Annotated in this window: 19 protein-coding genes and 1 pseudogene; 12 read left to right on the forward strand and 8 right to left on the reverse strand. The window is 69.1% G+C overall.

What is annotated here, in order from left to right:
- Positions 1-53: 53 nt before the first annotated feature.
- A complete protein-coding gene (locus Manayef4_RS19890) occupies positions 54-965 on the reverse strand; it encodes a PD-(D/E)XK nuclease family protein (protein ID WP_011437031.1) in 912 nt (303 codons plus the stop codon).
- 85 nt (positions 966-1,050) lie between these two features.
- Here Manayef4_RS19890 and Manayef4_RS19895 point away from each other — a divergent pair, with 85 nt between their 5' ends.
- Together Manayef4_RS19895 and Manayef4_RS19900 are read left to right on the forward strand one after the other, a co-directional pair.
- Positions 1,051-2,268, forward strand: coding sequence for a site-2 protease family protein (locus tag Manayef4_RS19895; protein WP_083282587.1), 1,218 nt, complete (start codon positions 1,051-1,053; stop codon positions 2,266-2,268).
- A 44-nt stretch (positions 2,269-2,312) separates the two neighbouring features.
- Complete coding sequence (locus tag Manayef4_RS19900; RefSeq protein ID WP_049761090.1) at positions 2,313-3,299, forward strand: tRNA (adenine-N1)-methyltransferase; 987 nt, start codon at positions 2,313-2,315, stop codon at positions 3,297-3,299.
- A gap of 93 nt (positions 3,300-3,392) precedes the next feature.
- Here the strand turns inward: Manayef4_RS19900 and Manayef4_RS19905 are convergent, their stop codons facing one another.
- Positions 3,393-3,716 (reverse strand): ferredoxin, encoded by a 324-nt coding sequence (locus Manayef4_RS19905; protein WP_011437028.1) that lies wholly within the window; start codon positions 3,714-3,716, stop codon positions 3,393-3,395.
- A gap of 119 nt (positions 3,717-3,835) precedes the next feature.
- Here Manayef4_RS19905 and arc point away from each other — a divergent pair, with 119 nt between their 5' ends.
- The 6 genes from arc (at position 3,836) to Manayef4_RS25200 (ending at position 10,204) form a co-directional block, all read left to right on the forward strand.
- Positions 3,836-5,644 (forward strand): proteasome ATPase, encoded by a 1,809-nt coding sequence (arc, locus tag Manayef4_RS19910; RefSeq protein ID WP_070132783.1) that lies wholly within the window; start codon positions 3,836-3,838, stop codon positions 5,642-5,644.
- Positions 5,645-5,991: 347 nt separating this feature from the next.
- Positions 5,992-7,509, forward strand: coding sequence for a depupylase/deamidase Dop (gene dop, locus Manayef4_RS19915; protein ID WP_349257457.1), 1,518 nt, complete (start codon positions 5,992-5,994; stop codon positions 7,507-7,509).
- A 182-nt stretch (positions 7,510-7,691) separates the two neighbouring features.
- Positions 7,692-7,910 carry a ubiquitin-like protein Pup gene (locus tag Manayef4_RS19920; RefSeq protein WP_070132787.1) on the forward strand — a complete coding sequence of 73 codons (219 nt, stop codon included), beginning with the start codon at positions 7,692-7,694 and terminating at the stop codon, positions 7,908-7,910.
- A gap of 368 nt (positions 7,911-8,278) precedes the next feature.
- Entirely contained in the window at positions 8,279-9,103 is an 825-nt protein-coding gene (gene prcB, locus Manayef4_RS19925; RefSeq protein ID WP_023841071.1) for a proteasome subunit beta, read from the forward strand.
- A gap of 1 nt (position 9,104) precedes the next feature.
- Positions 9,105-9,827 carry a proteasome subunit alpha gene (gene prcA / locus Manayef4_RS19930; RefSeq protein ID WP_023841072.1) on the forward strand — a complete coding sequence of 241 codons (723 nt, stop codon included), beginning with the start codon at positions 9,105-9,107 and terminating at the stop codon, positions 9,825-9,827.
- 200 nt (positions 9,828-10,027) lie between these two features.
- Positions 10,028-10,204, forward strand: coding sequence for a hypothetical protein (locus Manayef4_RS25200; RefSeq protein ID WP_157493378.1), 177 nt, complete (start codon positions 10,028-10,030; stop codon positions 10,202-10,204).
- A 90-nt stretch (positions 10,205-10,294) separates the two neighbouring features.
- Here the strand turns inward: Manayef4_RS25200 and Manayef4_RS19940 are convergent, their stop codons facing one another.
- Positions 10,295-11,014 carry an SDR family oxidoreductase gene (locus Manayef4_RS19940; protein WP_070132789.1) on the reverse strand — a complete coding sequence of 240 codons (720 nt, stop codon included), beginning with the start codon at positions 11,012-11,014 and terminating at the stop codon, positions 10,295-10,297.
- A gap of 57 nt (positions 11,015-11,071) precedes the next feature.
- On the opposite strand from Manayef4_RS19940, the gene Manayef4_RS19945 reads away from it, so the two are divergent.
- From Manayef4_RS19945 to Manayef4_RS19960, 4 genes are all read left to right on the forward strand, one after another.
- On the forward strand, positions 11,072-11,701 hold the full coding sequence (locus Manayef4_RS19945; RefSeq protein WP_083282579.1) for a TetR/AcrR family transcriptional regulator: 630 nt from the start codon (positions 11,072-11,074) through the stop codon (positions 11,699-11,701).
- A 128-nt stretch (positions 11,702-11,829) separates the two neighbouring features.
- A complete protein-coding gene (locus Manayef4_RS19950) occupies positions 11,830-12,264 on the forward strand; it encodes a helix-turn-helix domain-containing protein (RefSeq protein WP_139140155.1) in 435 nt (144 codons plus the stop codon).
- Positions 12,265-12,379: 115 nt separating this feature from the next.
- The gene (locus tag Manayef4_RS19955) at positions 12,380-14,806 is read left to right on the forward strand and encodes an excinuclease ABC subunit UvrA (RefSeq protein ID WP_070132791.1); all 2,427 of its coding nucleotides are present in this window, start codon (positions 12,380-12,382) and stop codon (positions 14,804-14,806) included.
- Positions 14,807-15,083: 277 nt separating this feature from the next.
- Entirely contained in the window at positions 15,084-16,523 is a 1,440-nt protein-coding gene (locus tag Manayef4_RS19960; protein ID WP_254665753.1) for an ATP-binding protein, read from the forward strand.
- A gap of 93 nt (positions 16,524-16,616) precedes the next feature.
- Here the strand turns inward: Manayef4_RS19960 and Manayef4_RS19965 are convergent, their stop codons facing one another.
- The 5 genes and pseudogenes from Manayef4_RS19965 to Manayef4_RS19980 all read right to left on the reverse strand — a co-directional run bounded on the left by Manayef4_RS19965 (position 16,617) and on the right by Manayef4_RS19980 (position 18,434).
- Positions 16,617-16,943 (reverse strand): hypothetical protein, encoded by a 327-nt coding sequence (locus Manayef4_RS19965; RefSeq protein WP_070132795.1) that lies wholly within the window; start codon positions 16,941-16,943, stop codon positions 16,617-16,619.
- A 51-nt stretch (positions 16,944-16,994) separates the two neighbouring features.
- The gene (locus tag Manayef4_RS19970) at positions 16,995-17,567 is read right to left on the reverse strand and encodes a GNAT family N-acetyltransferase (protein WP_070132797.1); all 573 of its coding nucleotides are present in this window, start codon (positions 17,565-17,567) and stop codon (positions 16,995-16,997) included.
- 8 nt (positions 17,568-17,575) lie between these two features.
- Positions 17,576-17,773: pseudogene (locus tag Manayef4_RS26800) on the reverse strand (hypothetical protein); the annotation flags it as partial.
- Positions 17,774-17,822: 49 nt separating this feature from the next.
- Positions 17,823-18,227 carry a type II toxin-antitoxin system VapC family toxin gene (locus Manayef4_RS19975; protein WP_011437014.1) on the reverse strand — a complete coding sequence of 135 codons (405 nt, stop codon included), beginning with the start codon at positions 18,225-18,227 and terminating at the stop codon, positions 17,823-17,825.
- 9 nt (positions 18,228-18,236) lie between these two features.
- Positions 18,237-18,434, reverse strand: coding sequence for a hypothetical protein (locus Manayef4_RS19980; protein WP_023841078.1), 198 nt, complete (start codon positions 18,432-18,434; stop codon positions 18,237-18,239).
- Positions 18,435-19,325: the final 891 nt, after the last annotated feature.

Below are 19,325 nucleotides of genomic sequence, written 5' to 3' on the forward strand. Positions count from 1 at the left end.
CGGGCTGTCCGCGGGGAACGGGGTCCGGACGGGGTCCGGCCTGAAGACCGCCATCAGCCGTCCGCCTCGCAGACGGTGGGGGCGGTCTCGTCGAGCGGCACCGCGGATGTCTGCTGCGGTAGCGGTGGTGGGGTGCCGCCGAAGGCTGGGCATCGAGCCTGATGGTCGCACCAGGAACACAGTCTGTTCGGGGTGGCGCGCCAGTCCCCGGTGCGGTGCGCGCGGTCGATCGCCGCCCACAGGGCCTCGATCCGTCGCTCGGCGGCCCGCAGGTCGGCCTCGTCGGGGGTGGCCCGCAGCCAGGTGCGGTCACCGAGGTAGTACAGCCGCAGCTCGCGCGGGATCACCCCACGGATCCGCCAGAGCAGCAGGGCGTAGAACTTCATCTGGAACATCGCCGAGCTCTCGAACGCCGGGCCGGGCGAGCGGCCGGTCTTGTAGTCGACCACCCGCAGGGCGGGTCCCTGCGCCGTGGTCGCCTCGTCAAGCCGGTCCAGGTAGCCCCGCAGCCGCAGGCCGGAGTCGAGCACGTGCTCGACGTACAGCTCGCGGGCCACCGGCGCCAGCCGTGACGGATCCTCCAGCGCGAAGTATCCGGCGAGCAGTTCGCGGGCCGACTCCAACCACGCCGCCAGTTCGTCGCGGCCACCGAACAGCGCCTCGACCGCCGGCTCGCGGGCGCGCACCGTATCCCAGGCCGGCTCGACCAGCTCCCGCGCGGCCTGCAGGGTACGCCGGGACGCCGGGAGATCGAACAGCTTCTCCAGGACCGCGTGCACCACGGTCCCGCGGGTCGCGGCCTCGCTCGGCGGCTCGGGGAGCCGGTCGACGACCCGGAACCGGTAGCGCAACGGACAGTTGACGAAGTCCGCCGCCCGCGACGGTGACAGCGAACCGATCAACGGCCGGGGTGCGGCCGACGCCACCGATCCCGGGATGGCAGGAGAGCGCTGCGTCGAGGTCATGTCCTGGACCCTAGATCCCCCTACCGACATCTTCGCCACTCGGTCCCGGACGACGGGTCGGGGTATGGTCCGTAGCATCGGATCCATGGCGGATCAGCACGGCGGCGCGGGTTCGGGCGGCGCGGGTTCGAGCGGCGCGGGTTCGAGCGCCCACGGCGGCGCGGGCCCGGYGGGGCAGGCTCCGAGTGAGCGACCCCCCGGCGTGCCGGTCGGGCGGATCCGCGGTGTTCCCATCGTCATCTCGCCGTTCGCCCTCGTCYTCGCCGTCCTCGTCGCCTACCTGCTCTCCGGCTCGATCCGCGACCGGCTGCCGCTGGCGTCCGACGGGCGGATCCTCGCGCTCTCCTCGTTGATCTCTATCGGCTTCCTGGCCTCCCTGCTCGCCCACGAGATCGGTCACGCTCTGACGGCGCTGGCGTTCGGTCACACCGTGCGGTCCGTGACCCTGCACGGCTTCGCCGGGTTCACCGAGTTCGAGCCGGAGCCCCGCAGCGCCGGCCGCGAGTTCCTGATCGCCTTCGTCGGCCCGGCGGTCAACGGGGTGCTGGCCGCCGGCTGTCACCTCGGCCTGCTCGGCCTCGACGACACCAGCGACGCCGCCGCGGTCCTGCACGATCTCGGACTCATCAACGCCGCGTTGTTCCTCTTCAACCTGGCACCGGGCCTCCCGCTGGACGGTGGACGGGTGGTCGTCGCCGCGGTGTGGGGTCTGACGCGCGACAAGCTGCGGGGGCTGCGGGCCGGTGCCTACGGCGGGTTCGTCGTCGCCGCCGRCCTGGTCGTCTGGGGTGCGTCGACCTCCGACGGCATCGGCATGGTGTACACCTATGCTCTGGCGGGCTTCCTCGCGTTCGCGGCCTACCAGTCGCTGCGCGCCGCGCAGGTGCGGGAGCGGCTGCCCGGCCTGTGCGCCGGTCGCCTTGCGCGCCGGACGCTGCCCGTCGAGGGTGCCGTTCCGCTGGCGGAGGCGCTGCGGCGAGCTCAGGAGGTCGGCGCCACCGCCGTCGCGGTGATCGACCGTGACGGCAGCCCCCTGAAGATCATGAATGGCTCCGCGGTCGACGCGCTGCCGGAGCATCGGAGACCCTGGATGACCGTGGATGAAGTGAGTCGGGTGATCTCGCCCGGCATGGTCCTCGACGCCGATCTGGAAGGCGAGGCCCTGCTGGCGGCCGTGCAGCGGGTGCCGGCGTCGGAGTACCTCGTCAAGCAGGCGGGCCGCCCGGTCGGCGTGCTCGCGATGGTGGATCTCGTCGCCCGTATCGATCCGGCCGCCGCCGCCCGCATGGTGGCGTCCCGGTGAGCGCCCCGCCCGACGAGTCGGTGTCCCCGGGGCAGGTGCCGTCCCTGGCCGGCGGTTACGCTCCGCCTCCGACCGGCGCCGCTCATCGCCGAGGCCTGTTCACCAAGGGTGACCGGGTGCAGCTGACTGATCCCAAGGGGCGCCGGCACACCGTCGTCCTCGAACCGGGCAGGCAGTTTCACACCCACCGGGGAGCCGTCGAGCACGACGCCCTGCTCGGCCGGCCGGAGGGGATCGTCGTCACCAGCACGGGTGGTACCGACTACCTGGCGCTGCGCCCGCTGCTCGTCGACTTCGTGCTGTCCATGCCGCGCGGGGCGACCGTGGTGTACCCCAAGGACGCGGCGCAGATCGTCACCTACGCGGACATCTTCCCGGGCGCCAGGGTGCTGGAGGCCGGCGTCGGGTCCGGGGCGCTGTCGTGCTCGCTGCTGCGTGCCATCGGCGACTGCGGGCGTCTGGTCTCCTACGAGCGGCGCGCGGACTTCGCCGAGATTGCCCGGCGCAACATCGAGGCGTTCTTCGGCGGCCCGCATCCCGCCCACACCGTGCTGGTCGGGGAGCTGGCCGAGACAACCGAGCGTGACGTCGACCGGGCCGTCCTCGACATGCTCGCGCCCTGGGAGGTCGTTGACGCCGTCAGCGCGGCGCTGGTGCCCGGCGGGGTGGTCTGTGCCTACGTCGCTACCACCACCCAGCTTTCCCGGATCGTCGAGACGCTACGGGCGCACGGCACGTTCACGGAGCCCGCGGCGTGGGAGTCGATAATGCGGGACTGGCACGTCGAGGGTCTGGCCGTRCGGCCTGGCCACCGCATGGTCGGCCACACCGGTTTCCTGGTGACCGCGCGGCGCCTCGCCGAGGGGGTCACTCCTCCGGTGCGCCGCCGCCGGCCGGCGAAGGGCGCGCCGATCGGGATCGATCCCGCCTCCGAGACCGCCCCCGAGCCCAGGGCCGAGACCGAGCCCAGGGCCGAGACCGACCGATCCCGGGACGCCGACCCAGGGTCGGCGACGATCCAGCCGATGTGACGTATCCCATGGGGTCCCATGGGGCAGGCCATTCCCATGGGGTCCCATGGGGCAGGCCGTGGTCGCGAGTGTGCCGGCCGRCCGGGCCCATCGTCAGCCGACGGGCCCGCCGGCCTCCAGCGTGCCGTCGGGGCGTTCCACGTAGATGCACGTCCCCGGACACTCGTCGGCCGCGTCGACCACCGCGTCGACGAGCGGCAGCGGCACCGGGACGTAGGCGCCGGGCTGCGTCTGCAGCTCGCCCGCGCTGTCCTTGACGTAGGCCAGACCGTCGACGTCGAACTCGAAGACGGCGGGAGCGAGTTGCGCGCACAGACCGTCGCCGGTGCAGGCATCCTGGTCGACCCGCACCCGCAGGTCTGCCGAAACGCCCGGCTTCGCTGGAGTTGCCACAGGGCTCCGATCTTCTGTCAGCATGGCACCGTAACCCGCTGTTTACGGCAAAGCTGGATCGTCCTTGCCCGACCGGCCTGCCAGCGGCGGTCACAACGGTAGTGTKGGTGCGTCCCGGTCAGCACGGGGGAGGTGGAGGCGCAGTGTCCGGTCCCCGTTCGGGCTCTGGCTCCGATGGGAGCACGGGTCGTCCAGGTGATGCCGAATCACGGCGGTCGGCGTACGAGAAGGAAACACACGAGCTCACGACGCAGGTCGCCTTCCTGGAAGAGGAAGTGGCCATGCTGCGGCGTAAGTTGTCCGAATCGCCCAGGCAGCTCAGGGTGCTGGAGGAACGGCTCGCGGAGATCCAGGCGGAGTTGTCGGCTGTCACGGGACAGAACGACAGGCTCGTCGCGACTCTCCGCGAGGCGCGAGACCAGATCGTCACCCTGAAGGAGGAGGTCGACAGGCTCGCGCAGCCGCCCAGCGGCTACGGGATCYTCGTCTCCTCCTACGAAGACGGCACCGTCGACGTGTTCACTCAGGGCAGAAAGCTCCGGGTGACCGTGTCGCCGAGCGTCAACATCAGTGATCTCTTGCCCGGCCAGGAGGTCATGCTCAACGAGGCGCTGAACGTGGTCGAGACGCGCGCGTTCGAGCGGCARGGTGAGATCGTCCTACTCAAAGAGGTCCTCGAGGGTGGGGACCGGGCGCTGGTGCTCGGTCACACCGACGAGGAGCGGGTGGTCATGCTGGCCCAGCCGCTTCTCGATGGACCGATCCGGTCCGGGGACTCGTTGTTGATCGAGTCCCGTTCCGGCTACGCCTTCGAGCGGATTCCCAAGTCCGAGGTCGAGGAGCTCGTCCTCGAAGAGGTTCCCGACATCGGCTACGAACAGATCGGCGGCCTGAAGAGCCAGATCGAGTCGATCCGGGACTCGGTCGAGCTGCCGTTCCTGTACAAGGAGCTCTACCGGGAGCATCAGCTCAAGCCACCGAAGGGTGTGCTGCTCTACGGCCCGCCCGGCTGCGGCAAGACRCTGATCGCCAAGGCGGTCGCCAATTCGCTGGCCAAGAAGGTCGAGGCGAAGACCGGCGGCCAGGGCACCGGTCGGGCGTTCTTTCTGAATATCAAGGGTCCCGAGCTGCTCAACAAGTTCGTCGGCGAGACCGAGCGGCAGATCCGGCTGGTGTTCCAGCGGGCGCGTGAGAAGGCGTCCKAGGGAATGCCGGTGATCGTGTTCTTCGACGAGATGGACTCGATCTTCCGGACCCGTGGCTCGGGGGTGTCCTCGGACGTGGAGAACACGATCGTCCCGCAGCTGCTCAGCGAGATCGACGGCGTCGAGCAGCTCGAGAACGTCATCGTGATCGGCGCGTCCAACCGCGAGGACATGATTGATCCGGCGATCCTGCGGCCGGRTCGGCTCGACGTGAAGATCAAGGTGGAGCGGCCCGATGCCGAGGCGGCTCGGGACATCTTCGCCAAGTACGTCGTGCCGGAGCTGCCGCTCTACCCGGATGACCTGGCCGAGTTCGGCGGTAACCGGGAGGCGACCGTTCAGGCCATGATCCAGCGCGTGGTCGAGYGGATGTACGCGGAGAGCGAGGAGAACCGCTTCCTCGAGGTGACCTACGCCAACGGCGACAAGGAGGTCCTGTACTTCAAGGACTTCAACTMCGGCGCGATGATCGAGAACATCGTCGCCCGKGCCAAGAAGATGGCGGTCAAGGAGCACATCGAGGGCGGGCAGAAGGGGCTGCGCATGCAGTACCTGCTMGCCGCCTGCATGGACGAGTTCAAGGAGAACGAGGACCTCCCGAACACGACCAACCCGGACGACTGGGCCCGGATCTCCGGGAAGAAGGGCGAGCGGATCGTCTACATCCGCACGCTCGTCACCGGAACGAAGGGTACCGAGGCCGGCCGTTCGATCGACACGATCGCGAACACCGGCCAGTACCTGTAACGGTCGCAGTAGTACCTGTAACGGCCGTTATCTGTAAGGGGCTCGGGTCCCGTGTTCCGCCCAACGGCGGGACACGTGCCACCGCCGTGACCCCGGGGTCACTCGGCCCCGGGGTCACGGCGGTGCTCTGGGTGGCATCGCGGCGTTGCGTTGGGCATCGCGGCACTGGCACCCCTGGGTGTATCCTCCCGCCCGCATCCGCGGTGGACGCCGGTCGGTCGGACTACCGTGTCGCCACCGAATTCTGACGATAGGCGTGGCTGCGGACGTGTCATCCCGAGCGGCCCAGAGCAAACAAGGCAGACGTCCGGCTAACCGACCGCCCGTGTAGCACCTACGCTTGCAGAGTGAGCGCGCGTCGGATCATGGGGATCGAGACCGAGTACGGCGTATCGGTGCCCGGTCAGCCGAACACCAATCAGATGTTGGCTTCGTCGTTGGTGGTGAACTCGTATGCCAGTCGAACGTCGGCGCCGGGTAGCCGCGCCCGATGGGACTTCGAGGAGGAGTCACCGCTGCGCGACGCCCGRGGCTTCGAACTGCCCCGCGAGCCGGCGGTCGATCCGAGCGCCCCGGCCAACGAGGACGATCTCGGCTTGGCCAACGTCATCCTGACCAGCGGGGCGCGGCTCTACGTCGATCATGCGCACCCGGAGTTCTCCTCGCCCGAGGTCACCAACCCTCGCGACGCCGTGCTGTGGGACAAGGCCGGGGAGCGGGTGATGGCCGAGGCCGCCCGCCGGGCGTTGTCCGTGCCCGGCTCCAAGCCGGTCTACCTCTACAAGAACAACACCGACAACAAGGGCGTCTCGTACGGATGCCATGAGAACTACCTGATGGCACGGTCGACGCCCTTCGGGGAGATCGTCCGTAACCTCACCCCGTTCTTCGTCTCCCGTCAGGTCGTCTGCGGGGCCGGGCGGGTCGGGATCGGTGTCGACGGCYGGGAGCCGGGGTTCCAGATCAGCCAGCGGGCCGACTTTTTCGAGGTCGAGGTGGGGCTCGAGACCACGCTGAAGCGGCCCATCATCAACACCCGGGACGAGCCGCACGCCGACCCGGAGAAGTACCGCAGGCTGCACGTCATCATCGGCGACGCGAACATGAGCGAGGTCGCCACCTACCTGAAGGTGGGAACGACCTCCCTGGTCCTCTCGATGATCGAGGACGGCTGGTTCACCGCGGACCTGTCGGTGGACGGGCCCGTGGCGGCGCTGCGGGCGATCTCGCACGATCCCTCCCTCAAGCATCTGGTTACTCTGCGCGACGGTCGTCGGATGACCGCGGTGCAGCTGCAGATGGAGTACTTCGAGCAGGCCCGCAAGTACGTCGAGGACCGGTTCGGTGCCGACGTCGACAGCCAGACCGCCGACGTGCTCTCCCGCTGGGAGTCGATCCTCGGCCGCCTCGAGGTCGACCCGATGAGCTGCGTCCGCGAGCTTGACTGGGTCGCGAAGCTGTCGATCCTGGAGGGCTACCGGTCGCGGGACGGCCTGGCCTGGGACTCGCCGCGGCTGGAGCTCGTCGACCTGCAGTACCACGACGTCCGTCCGGACAAGGGCCTCTACAACCGCCTGGTGGCCCGGGGCCGGTTCGATCTCGTCGTCAGCGAGGAGGAGGTCACCCGGGCGATGACCGAGCCTCCTGAGGACACCCGCGCCTTCTTCCGGGGCCGCTGCCTCGCGCYCTACCCGCAGCAGGTCGCCGCCGCGTCCTGGGACTCGGTCATCTTCGACATCGGTCGGGACTCGTTGCAGCGGGTGCCGACGCTGGAGCCGCTGCGCGGCACGAAGGCGCACGTGGGCGAGCTGCTCACCCGCTGCCCCACGGCGAGTGATCTGGTGGATGCGCTCGCCGGCCGCTGAAAGCCGGCGCCGATCCCGGTCGGGAGAGCCGGCGCCGATCCCTGGCAGGAGGTTCACGTTGCGCCCTGGGCGGACGTCGCGACGTAGCGGCTGGTTCGTGATGGAGTGGACCTCTCACCGATCGAACGGATGGTGTCGGTGGGGCGGGATAGTGTCGCGCCAGGCGATCGAAGGAGGGCTTCATGGCCACCAGGGACAGCGGCGGYGGGCAGCAACGCGCGGACCGTCGGGCGGAGGAGATCGACGACGTCGYGACCGAGGACACGAGTGCCTCCGACCTCAAGGAGCGGCACGAGAAGCTGTCCGAGGACGTCGATTCCCTGCTCGATGAGATCGACGACGTCCTGGAGGAGAACGCCGAGGAGTTCGTGAAGGGCTATGTCCAGAAGGGCGGCCAGTAACGGCCGTCTGGTAGCCGGCCGTCTGGTAGCCGGCGGTCCGGTAGCCGGCGGTCCGGTAGCCGGCGGTATCGGGCGCCGTGGATGACGCCCGGCGGTGGTAGCTCTGGCGGGGTCGACGCCGCCGGGTGAGGCCGCGTTCCGCGKGGGTCCGGCCCCGCACCGCCCGCGTGCCCCGGTGCAGGTCGGCGGGCCGCACGCGCGGCCGTGACCGCCTTCCCGGCCGACCCGGCCGACCCGTTCGACCGGCCTGCCCGCCAGCTTCGGGGGGCGATAGCCCTATGTTGTGCTTCATCTGTAACGTCGGGCCGGGAGCCTCGGGGACGCCCCGGGCGCGCGGCCCACGTGACCGACTATCGGAAGGGGGATGCGTGGCTGATCCATTGGGGGCCGCCGGGCGCCTACCGGCTGTGTTCATGACGCCGGGAACATCGTCGTTCGCCGATTTCCTGTCGCGGTCGGCGCCGCACCTGCTGCCGGGGGCCCGGAGTGGCCTGCCGGGGCCGGTCACCGAGGTGGCGCACGGCACGACGATCGTGGCGGTGGCGTTTCCCGGTGGCGTGATCATGGCCGGTGACCGGCGCGCGACACAGGGGCACATGATCGCTCAGCGGGACGTCGAGAAGGTCCATCACGCCGACGACTACTCCTGTGTGGGGTATGCCGGCACCGCCGGGGTCGGCGCCGAGCTGATCCGGCTGTTCCAGGTGGAGCTGGAGCACTACGAGAAGATCGAGGGGTCGACGCTGAGCCTGGACGCGAAGGCCAACCGGCTGGCGGCCATGGTCAAGGGGAACCTGCCGATGGCCCTGCAGGGCCTCGCCGTCGTCCCGCTGTTCGCCGGGTACGACCTCGACACGGGCAAAGGGCGGATCTTCTCCTACGACATCGCGGCGGCGAAGTCGGAGGAACGCACGTACGAGTCGATCGGTTCGGGCTCGGTGTTCGCGAAGGGTTCACTGAAGAAGCGGTTCCGGTCCGATCTCAGCCAGGACGACGCCGTCCGGATCAGCGTCGAGGCCCTCTACGACGCCGCCGACGACGACTCGGCGACCGGCGGGCCGGACGTAATCCGCAAGCTGTACCCGATCGTCGCGGTCGTGACGGCGGACGGCTACCGTCGCTATGCCGACGATGAGATAGAACCGGTGGTGACGGCCATCATCGCGGACCGTTCGACGAACTCGGGAGGCTGACGTGACCATGCCGTTCGGATACGCGAGCCCCGAACAGCAGGTCCGCGACAAGTCCGAGTACGCGCGCAAGGGCATCGCGCGGGGTCGCAGCGTCGTCGTCCTCACCTACGAGAACGGGATCCTGTTCGTCGCCGAGAATCCGTCGGCGACCCTGCACAAGATCAGTGAGATCTACGACCGCATCGCGTTCGCCGCGGTCGGCAAGTACAACGAGTTCGAGAACCTGCGGACGGCGGGCATCCGCCTCATGGACTCGCGTGGCTACATGTACGACCGGCGTGACGTGACCAGCCGCGCGCTCGCCAACGCCTACGCGCAGACCCTCGGTGCGATCTTCAGCGAGAGCGTCAAGCCCTACGAGGTCGAGATCGTCGTCGCCGAGGTCGGCACCTCGATCGCCGACGACCAGATCTACCGGCTGACCTATGACGGGTCGATCGCCGACGAGCGGGGTTTCGTCGCGATCGGTGGCGCCTCCGAGCAGGTCACGACGTCGCTGAAGGAGCATCACCGGGACGGCCAGCCGCTCGCCGAGGCGCTGCGTGTCGCGGTGCAGGCCCTGACCGTCGGGGTGCCCCCGGGCCTGCCGCAGAACGGCGAGCGGGTCCTCGCGGCCGCCAACCTGGAGGTCGGCATGCTGGACCGGACCCGGACCCGACGGATGTTCAAGCGGATCGTCGGCCCGGCGCTCGAGGGGCTGCTCGCGCAGACCTCGGCCACCTGACCGGCCACCTGACCGGCCCACCGTGTTMGCCGACTATCGGTCGGTTCCCGGGGCCGCGATGTCCGCCGGGGGATGACCCCGGGATGCCGAGCTCCGCGTGGCATCCCGGGACCGGGCCTGTCACCACCGGAATCTTGGCAGAGCCGTTGTTCTTACACACCCCCGCGCGGGTGCCACCGTGCCCAGCGACGGCGGGCCAGGTGCGGACCGCCGACCGGGCGAACGAGAACGTCGCACGCATCGTCCTGCGGAGCGGTGACACGGCGGCCGGCGATCTTCCCGATGGCTGGTCGCGGGCCGTGCTGCGGGAGCTGGGCACCATCCAGGCCGGCCCGTCTAACCAGGTGGTCAAGCGGCTGCTGACCAACCACCGCTGACGGGATCGCGCTGGTGCTGCCCCGCGACTGCTGGACGCGTTGCACGCGGGGCTGTCGGCAGARGACGTCGCTGACGGGTTGGAAGGCTGGTCAGCCCATCGACACGAGACGGGCCCCGCCGTCGGTCTCGATGACTGTGCCGGTGAGGTTGGCGTTGRTGGCTGCGACGACGGTGACCTCGGCGATGTCGTCCGCGGTCGCGATCCGCTGGGTGGGGAGCGCCTGGGCGGCTTGGGCGAAGTATGCCTTCCGGGCCTCGTCGGGTATGCCACTCCACCAGGGGGTGTCGACCAGGCCGGGGGAGACGCCGTTGACCCGGATCGGCGCGAGTTCCATAGCAAGCGGCTTGACCAGGGCCTCGACGGCGCCGTTGAGGGCTGCGATGCCTGCGGTTCCTGGCATTCCGGCGCGGGCGGTGATCGCGCCGAGCAACGTGATGGAGCCGGTCGCTGTGAGGTGCGGCACAGCCGCCTGGATGGTGGTGAGGTGAGCCCAGAACTTCGCGTCGAAGGCTCGGCGGAGCATGTCGAAGTCCAGGTCAGYGACAGATCCCGAACCTTCGCTGCCACTGAGGCTGATGATCAGCCAGTCGATTCGGCCGATCGTCTCGATGACGGCGCTGATCTCGGCACGGTTGCCGCCGTCCGCCCGGTGGACGATCAGCTCCGGGTCGCTGGCCGCGACGTCATCGAGCCGCTGCTTGCCGCGGCCGACAACGTGGACCGTTGCGCCAAGGGCTTGCAGCCGCCGGGCGGTGGCCAACCCGATCCCAGACGTTCCCCCGACGACCAGCGCGGTGTGCTCGCTCACGTGATCTCCTAAATCGAACCGTTACGTCTCGTATCGGATTGACGATAGCATGCCTCCGTGACCGACCACCCCATCCCGGTCCGACCCGGACGCAAGCGCAGCGAGGAGAGCCGGCTGGCCATCCTTGCCGCGGCGATCGAGCTCGTGGGAGAGGTTGGCTACGCAGGCTTGACGATCGAGGGCATCGCGGCCCGCTCCGGCGCGGGCAAACAGACGATCTACCGCTGGTGGCCGTCCAAGGCCGACGTGCTGCTTGACGCGCTGGCCACCAAGGCCGACCTGCACGTGCCCATCCCGGACGAGGGCAGTTACACCGCCGACCTGCGTGCCTTCCTCACGGCTAGCTTCCGGCTGGGCCGTGACCAGBGGGTAGCCGATGCACTGCGCGCACTGATGGCCCACGCTCAGATCGACGAGGAGTTCCGGGGACGGTTCCGCTCCTCGTTCTTGCAGCGCCGCCGTGACGCGCTCGGGATCATCCTCGACCGGGCCCGGACCCGCGGCGAGCTGCCACCCGTCCCTTCCCCTGGCACCGCCGCTGACCTCGTCTTCGGCGTCATCTGGYACCGGATGCTTGCCACCAGCCAACCCGTTGACGAGAATCTGATCGACGAACTCGTAACCACGCTCACCGAACCACGACCCGCCGTCGGCACATCCACTCCAGCAGCGAGGAAGGGCACATGAGCGAATCCGTGACGCGGTACTGAACCTGCACGGTCCCATCGCCACCCAGGGCGCGGCGGAGTGGACCGTTCACCTGTCCGTTGCCCGGCCCGTCCACGTGCTCGGCGCGATGTGGCACGATCTGGCAGGTGACGAGCAGACCCGTCGCGGCGCGGCGCCTGATCGACCTCGCGCGGCTGCGCCGCGTCCGCGACCGGATCGACCGGGAGTACGCGCGGCCGCTGGATGTCGAGGCGCTCGCCCGCGGCGCGCACATGTCGGCCGGGCATCTCAGCCGCGAGTTCCGGCTCGCCTACGGCGAGTCGCCGTACGCCTATCTGATGGCGCGGCGCATCGAGCGCGCAATGGCGCTGCTGCGTCGTGGCGACCTGAGTGTCACCGAGGTCTGTTTCGCGGTCGGCTGCTCGTCGCTGGCCACCGCCGCCCTCGACGGCACCTTCGCGCGGCTGCAGGCCAGCGGCGCCGAGGTCGTCCAGGAGCCGACCGAGCAGCCGTACGGCGTTCGCGACTGCGCCTTCCGCGATCCCGCGGGCAACCTGATCCGCATCAACGAGCTCCGCTGAGCCGTCCGGCGATCGCAGCATAACCGGCCCGACGGCACCTCCCGTGTACCAGGCACCTCCCGTGCACCAGGCACCTCCCGTGCACCAGGCAGATGGAGACACGATGAGCACGGCCATGAGCACGGCCACGAGGACGGACCCGCGGTCGCCGGACCCGCGGTCGCCGGCGCCGCACGTTGCCGACCGCAGCGATGTGATCCGCGTGCACGGCGCGCGCGAGAACAACCTCAGGGACGTCAGCATCGAGATCCCGAAGCGCCGGCTGACGGTGTTCACCGGCGTCTCCGGCTCGGRCAAGAGCTCGCTGGTGTTCGGCACGATCGCCGCCGAGTCGCAGCGGCTGATCAACGAGACGTACAGCGCCTTCGTGCAGGGCTTCATGCCGACGCTGGCGCGGCCCGAGGTCGACGTACTCGAAGGGCTGACAACCGCGATCATCGTCGACCAGCAGCGGATGGGAGCCGACGCCCGCTCCACGGTCGGCACCGCCACCGACGCGAACGCGATGCTGCGCATCCTGTTCAGCCGGCTCGGCGAGCCACACATCGGCTCGCCCAACGCGTTCTCCTTCAACGTCCCCTCGGTCCGAGCGGCCGGCGCGGTCACGGTCGAACGCGGTGCCGGTAAGACCAAGACCGTGAAACAGACCTACACCCGCGCCGGCGGCATGTGCCCGCGCTGCGAAGGCCGGGGCACGGTCTCCGAGATCGACCTCACCCAGCTYTTCGACGACTCCAAGTCGCTCGCCGAGGGCGCGATCACCATTCCCGGCTACAAGGTGGACGGCTGGTGGACGGTGGGGATCTTCATCGAGTCGGGCTTCCTCGACCCGAACAAGCCGATCCGCCAGTACACGAAGAAGGAACTCCGGGACTTCCTCTACAAGGAACCGACCAAGGTGAAGGTCAACGGTGTCAACCTCACCTACGAGGGGCTGGTCCCCAAGGTCCAGAAGTCGTTCCTCGCCAAGGACCCCGACGCGCTGCAGCCGCATATCCGGGCGTTCGTGGACCGGGCGGTCACCTTCACCGCCTGTCCCGACTGCGGCGGCACCCGGCTCAGCGAGGCGGCTCGGTCCTCCAGGATCAAAGGGATCAACATCGCCGACGCCTGCGCGATGCAGATCAGTGACCTGGCCGAATGGGTCCGCGGCCTCGACGAGCCGTCGGTCGCGCCGCTGCTCGCCACGCTGCGGCGGACCCTCGACTCGTTCGTGGAGATCGGGCTGGGCTACCTCTCGCTCGACCGGCCGTCGGGCACGCTGTCGGGCGGCGAGGCGCAGCGGGTCAAGATGATCCGCCACCTCGGCTCCTCCCTCACCGACGTCACCTACGTCTTCGACGAGCCCACCACGGGCCTGCACCCCCATGACATCCGGCGGATGAACGACCTGCTGCTACGGCTGCGGGACAAGGGCAACACGGTGCTCGTCGTGGAGCACGAGCCGGAGACGATCGCGATCGCCGACCACGTCGTCGACCTCGGCCCCGGCGCCGGAACAGCGGGCGGCACCGTCTGCTTCGAGGGCACCGTCGAGGGGCTGCGGGTCAGCGGCACCCGCACCGGCCGCCATCTCGACGACCGGGCCGCCCTCAAGGAGGCGGTGCGGACGCCCACCGGCCGGCTAGCGATCCGCGGCGCGACGGCGCACAACCTGCGCGGCGTCGACGTCGACATCCCGCTCGGGGTGCTTGTCGTCGTCACCGGCGTCGCCGGCTCCGGCAAGAGCTCGCTCGTGCACGGGTCGATCCCCCATCTCTCGGGGCCAGCCGGCGCGGGTGTGGTGTCGATCGACCAGGGCGCGATCCGCGGCTCGCGACGGAGCAACCCGGCGACGTACACCGGACTGCTCGACCCGATCCGCAAGGCGTTCGCGAAGGCGGGCGGCGTGAAGCCGGCGCTGTTCAGCGCCAACTCMGAGGGCGCCTGCCCCACCTGCAACGGCGTCGGGGTCATCTACACCGACCTGGCGATGATGGCCGGCGTCGCCACCACCTGCGAGGAGTGCGAGGGGAAACGGTTTGAAGCATCGGTGCTGAAGCACCATCTCGGCGGCCGCGACATCAGTGAGGTGCTCGCGATGTCGGTGACCGAGGCCGAGGAGTTCTTCGGCGCCGGGGAGGCGCGCACGCCGGCCGCGCACGCCATCCTCAACCGGCTCGCCGACGTCGGGCTCGGCTACCTCAGCCTCGGCCAGCCGCTCACCACGCTGTCCGGCGGCGAGCGGCAGCGGCTCAAGCTGGCCACCCACCTGGCCGAGAAGGGYGGCGTCTACGTCCTCGACGAGCCGACCACCGGCCTGCACCTCGCCGACGTCGAGCAGCTGCTCGGCCTGCTCGACCGGCTCGTCGACGCCGGCAAGTCGGTCATCGTCATCGAGCACCACCAGGCGGTCATGGCGCACGCCGACTGGCTCATCGACCTCGGTCCCGGCGCTGGCCACGACGGCGGCCGGATCGTCTTCGAGGGCACCCCCGCCGACCTCGTCGCAGCCCGCTCCACCCTCACCGGCGAGCACCTCGCGGCCTACGTCGGCACCTGACCGAGGACACCGGCGTGCTGTTTGAAGCGGACCGGGAGGCTGGCGATGCCGCGCAGGACGAGGTCCTACGGTAGGCGAGGTGGTCCGTGAGCGGCGTCATCGTGATCCCTCTCCGGATGAGCTCGTGCAGCACGATCCGGTCAGGGTTGTCGGCCGGGTAGGCGGAAAGATCACAGAATCGTGGATGTCGCGAGCCGCGTACGGATGGCGCTGGGTATAACTTACATAGCAAGTAAGTTACAGGTGGTGTGAGTTGCTGGAGGGAGGCGGGGCGGCGGTGGCCTTTGTGAATCGCACCGACGAACTCGCCGCTCTGGAGGCGTGGTGGCGCTCGACCGACCCCCGGCCGGCGGTGGTGGGGGGACGGCGACGGGTCGGCAAAACCGCGCTGTTGCAGCGCTTCGCCCAGGGCCGTCGGTCGGTGTCCCACACCGGAGCCGGTCGGGCGGCAGTTGGGGAACTGGCGCAACTATCCCGTCAGGCGGCCATCGCGCTACCGGGGCGAATCCGTGATCTCGCTGCTCGTCCCTATCTCGACTGGGACGACGCGCTCGACGACCTCGCCGCGGCGGCTGAGCAGGAGCCGCTCCTCGTCATCCTGGACGAGTTTCCCGAGATCGTCGCCACCTCACCCGAACTGCCCGGAGTCCTGCGGGCCTTCCTCGATCGAACAGCCGGCCGGACCAGGCTGCGGATGCTCGTGTGYGGGTCGGCCGTGCGGCACATGACCGCGCTACAGGAGCAGCGGGCGCCTCTGTACGGCAGATTTGATCTGTCACTGTCGCTGCATCCGTTCCGTCCGCACGAGGCCGCACTCATGCTGCCCAGCCTGACGCCATCCGACCGGGCGCTCGTCTACGGGCTGGTTGGCGGAGTTCCGTTGTATCTGTCGTGGTGGGACCAGGGCGCCGATCTCGCTGACAACCTGCTACGGCTGGCCTGCCGGCCCGGGGCGCCGCTGCTCACCGAGGGCCAACTCGTGCTTGCCACCGAGGTGGAGCACGGTGAATACCCGGCGGCCGTGCTCCACGCGATCGCCGAGGGCCGCACCCAGTACAACGAGATCAAGGACTATATTCGGGCTGAACCGGCCCGTACTCTGGATCGGCTCGTCGAGCTGCGGCTGGTCGAACGGCTGATGCCCGTCACCGAACCAGCGCGCAGCCGTCGGYGCGTCTACCGGATCGCCGACAATTTCCTCGCTTTCTATCTCGGCGTGCTGTCTCGGTACCGCGCGGAGATCGAGCGTGGATTAGGGAAAGCACTGCTGCCAGTACTGATCGAGAGTCTGGACGACCATCTCGGCAAACCGTGGGAGGAAGCGTTTCGCGAGCACCYACGCCGACTCGCGGTCGTCGGCGCGCTGGGCAGGGACATCGTCGCGGTCGGGCCTTATTGGAACGCGGGTGGGCAGAACGAGATCGATGCGGTCGTGCTCGCGGGCAGGGACCGACACCCGGTTCTGTTCGGCGAGGCGAAGTGGGCGCGCTCTGTTGACGGTCGACGGATCTCCAGYCGGCTCCTGGAAAAGGCTCACGCTATTACATCGGCCGTTCCAGCAGCCTCGGAGCGCCAGACAGACGACGGAGCTGCCGGCCCTGACAGTGGCGGGACCGAAGGCTCTGCCCGGGCGCGCCTCGCGCTGTGCGCTCGCGAGGAGATCCGTAACGCGCCGCCAGGATGTCTCACCGTCACTGCCGCCGACATCTTCGATTAGCAATATCCACCCGAGCCGCGCCCGAGCTCTCTCATCGAGACTTGGCTGGAGTACGCCGCCTGGGCCRTTGCATGTGAGCGTCCAATGGTGCTCTCATGCCGCCTTACCTCTCGGCGAGGCGCCCCGAGCCTGACCGGCCGAGACCGCCACGGCCGAGACCGCCACGGCCGAGACCGCCACGGCCGAAGCCGCCACGAACGGCAAGGTGGCGAAGGAGGCCACCCGCGCGGAGGCCCAGCCGGCGATCGCCCCACCGGCCAGCGCGCTGACCACGAGAACACCGTTCTCGATCATGGTGACCCGGYCGATCCAGGTCTCGTAGAGCTTGCTCGAGCCTGTCTCCTCCAGGACGACGTCGTAGACGATGCTGTCCACGGTGCCGGAGCTCAGCGCGAAATAGATGCCGAGGATCATGGCCACGGCGATATAGGTCGCAACGTTCCTGCTCAGGCCGGCCGGTCGGCTCCCTACTTAGCCCAGGCCGGTGTGCGGGAGGCAGTGCTCGGCTTCGAACAACCCGGGGCGGCTGGCCAGGAGAAGGTCCCGGTTTTCGACGCGGGGCCCGGTGGCGGGCAGCGCCAGGTCAAGCCAGACCCGGTCGCGCAGCYCGATGCCGTCGATGACGACGCAGCCGGGGTAGCCCGTCGCCGCCGTGAAAGCGTCGCGTTCGACCGAGCGGAACCGGAACCCGCGCCGCTGGTAGAAGCGCAGGTTGTCGATGTCGGCGGCGGCCGTCGCGACGAGCAGCGCGGTCACYGGAGCACCCGCGAGAAGCTCGACCAGTGACTCGATGAGCGCCCGGCCTATCCCATGTCCCTGATGGGGCTTCAGCACTGCCATGTTCTTGATCTCGACCGTCTGTGGGTGTCCGGTGGGAACGAATTGAAGATGTCCCACGATTCGGTCGTCGAGGAGCGCGACCAGAACGTGGCCGAGGTGGAGGTAGGCGTCGAGTTGACTGGCCGAGTCTTCGGCCAGCTCGAACAGAGGGCGGAGCTCGCGTCGATCGCCCTGGTACTGCTGAATTCGTGGCGTCGTGGTCATGGCTCTTTTTAGCAGCGCCAACCTGCGCCGGCCGTTTCCGCCACCGGTCTTCTCCATGGCTGACCGGACAGCCTCGGGCTGGCCCGCCAACATCGCCGCGCGTTGAGGATGGCGCGGGTGTGGAGGAGGTCGAAACCGGCGCGCTGCGTGTTCTGCTGGGACTTCGATCCCGGCTGAGTCGTCACGGTGGCGACGTCRCAGCCGGCCACCACGGCGTACCGCATGACCCCGGGGCCCGCCGTTCGGAAGCAGCGGTTACTCCTCGCCAAGAATCCGTAGACCATGATGATCCCTGAAGTACATGCAGTCCTTCAGGTTCAAGGTGGCGAGCGGCAGATTGTGGGTGAGGCAGCACGCCGCGATCCACATGTCGTTGACTGGACGGGGCTGTCCGGCCCGGGTGGCGGCTGCGGAGAGTACGCCCCAGGTGGCAGCGACGGCTTCGTCTCCGGGCAGTACAGGGATTCCCGAAAGCCAGTCGGCGAGTTCCTGACGTCGACGACTACCCCAGTCTCGCGGATCGGTCCACTTGGTGAGCTCACCGAAGGTCACGAAGGTGATCAGCGGCCGGCGGCCGATCAGGTGGGTTGCCACGGGYCTGCTGAGCCTGCGCTTGTGACTCAGGGAGGCGATGTCGGTGTCAAGGACGACGGGCTGCACGGCGACGGCTCAGGCGACGTCGCGACGACGCTCGGCGTAGGTGAACGCGAGGAACTCGTCGAGCTCCTCGTCGGAATCGAAGGTGTCAGCGGCCAGGTCGTCGAGCGAGCGGATGGGTTGGGTACCTCTCGCGGCCAGGAGCTCCTCGACGGTGACCGTGGGGCGCAGCGGCGGGTACAACGGATGGCCGATCCCTGGAGTGCTCATGGACGAGACCTCCTCGCTGGCGTCTCCGGCGCACTGCAGCCAGGACCGGCATACGGCGCGACGCACAGCTCGCGACCCGTGCAGCTGTGGCGTGGATACACAGGTACGCCCCTTCCACCCGGACGAGTTCATCCAGCCCGCGCCGATGGATGACGGCTCGTGGACGTTCGTCTGCGAGGTGGGCGGCGGCCATCCTCAGCCAGGACCACACCGCGGGCTGGCGACCACCCCGCAGACGGCCGGGTAGCCCGGGTTGACGGAGAAATTCGGCCTGGATGTCGAGCTGCCCGCCGTGCTCACCGAGCACCGGGCCGGCGGGTGGGGTACGGCCCCGTGGAGCGGACGTACGCCCGTCGCCGGCCGAAGGACTTCGCACGCCTGGTGGCGCACTGCGGGCATCGCCCGGTTCGCATTATGCGAACTTTACGCCTAGCAAAAGGTTTGAGGTTTGACGAAATCCCAAATCACACTAATAGTCCTGAATACCTGTGGAGCGGGCCGGGGTCGAACCCGCGGGCGAGCGCCCGCGACCAGCATCGAAGACGACCCGCGGCGCGTCGGYGCGAGGGGCGGTGACGTCCGGCTCGGCACCCGTTTCGTTCACGCTCACCCAACGCGACCCGGTGGGTGAACCGCACGGGCGGCTCGTAGCGGAGCAACTCGTCAACGGCAGGCGCCGCGGGATCGGGATCGGCAAGGCAGAGCGCGATCTGGTCGGGGTTGCGCAACAGGGCCACGACATCTTTGGTGATTTYGGGACCCCGAACCAAGATTGCCAGCCCCAGCGGGCGAACGTTTCTTGTGCTGCGGCGTCCCCACGGGGGGCGTGTTTCGTGGTTCGTGAGGTCCGCGGGCCGGGTAGGATGYCGTTCGACCAGGCAGGAGCCCCCG

The organism is Frankia sp. CgMI4, from assembly GCF_001756285.1.
Taxonomy (GTDB): domain Bacteria; phylum Actinomycetota; class Actinomycetes; order Frankiales; family Frankiaceae; genus Frankia; species Frankia casuarinae.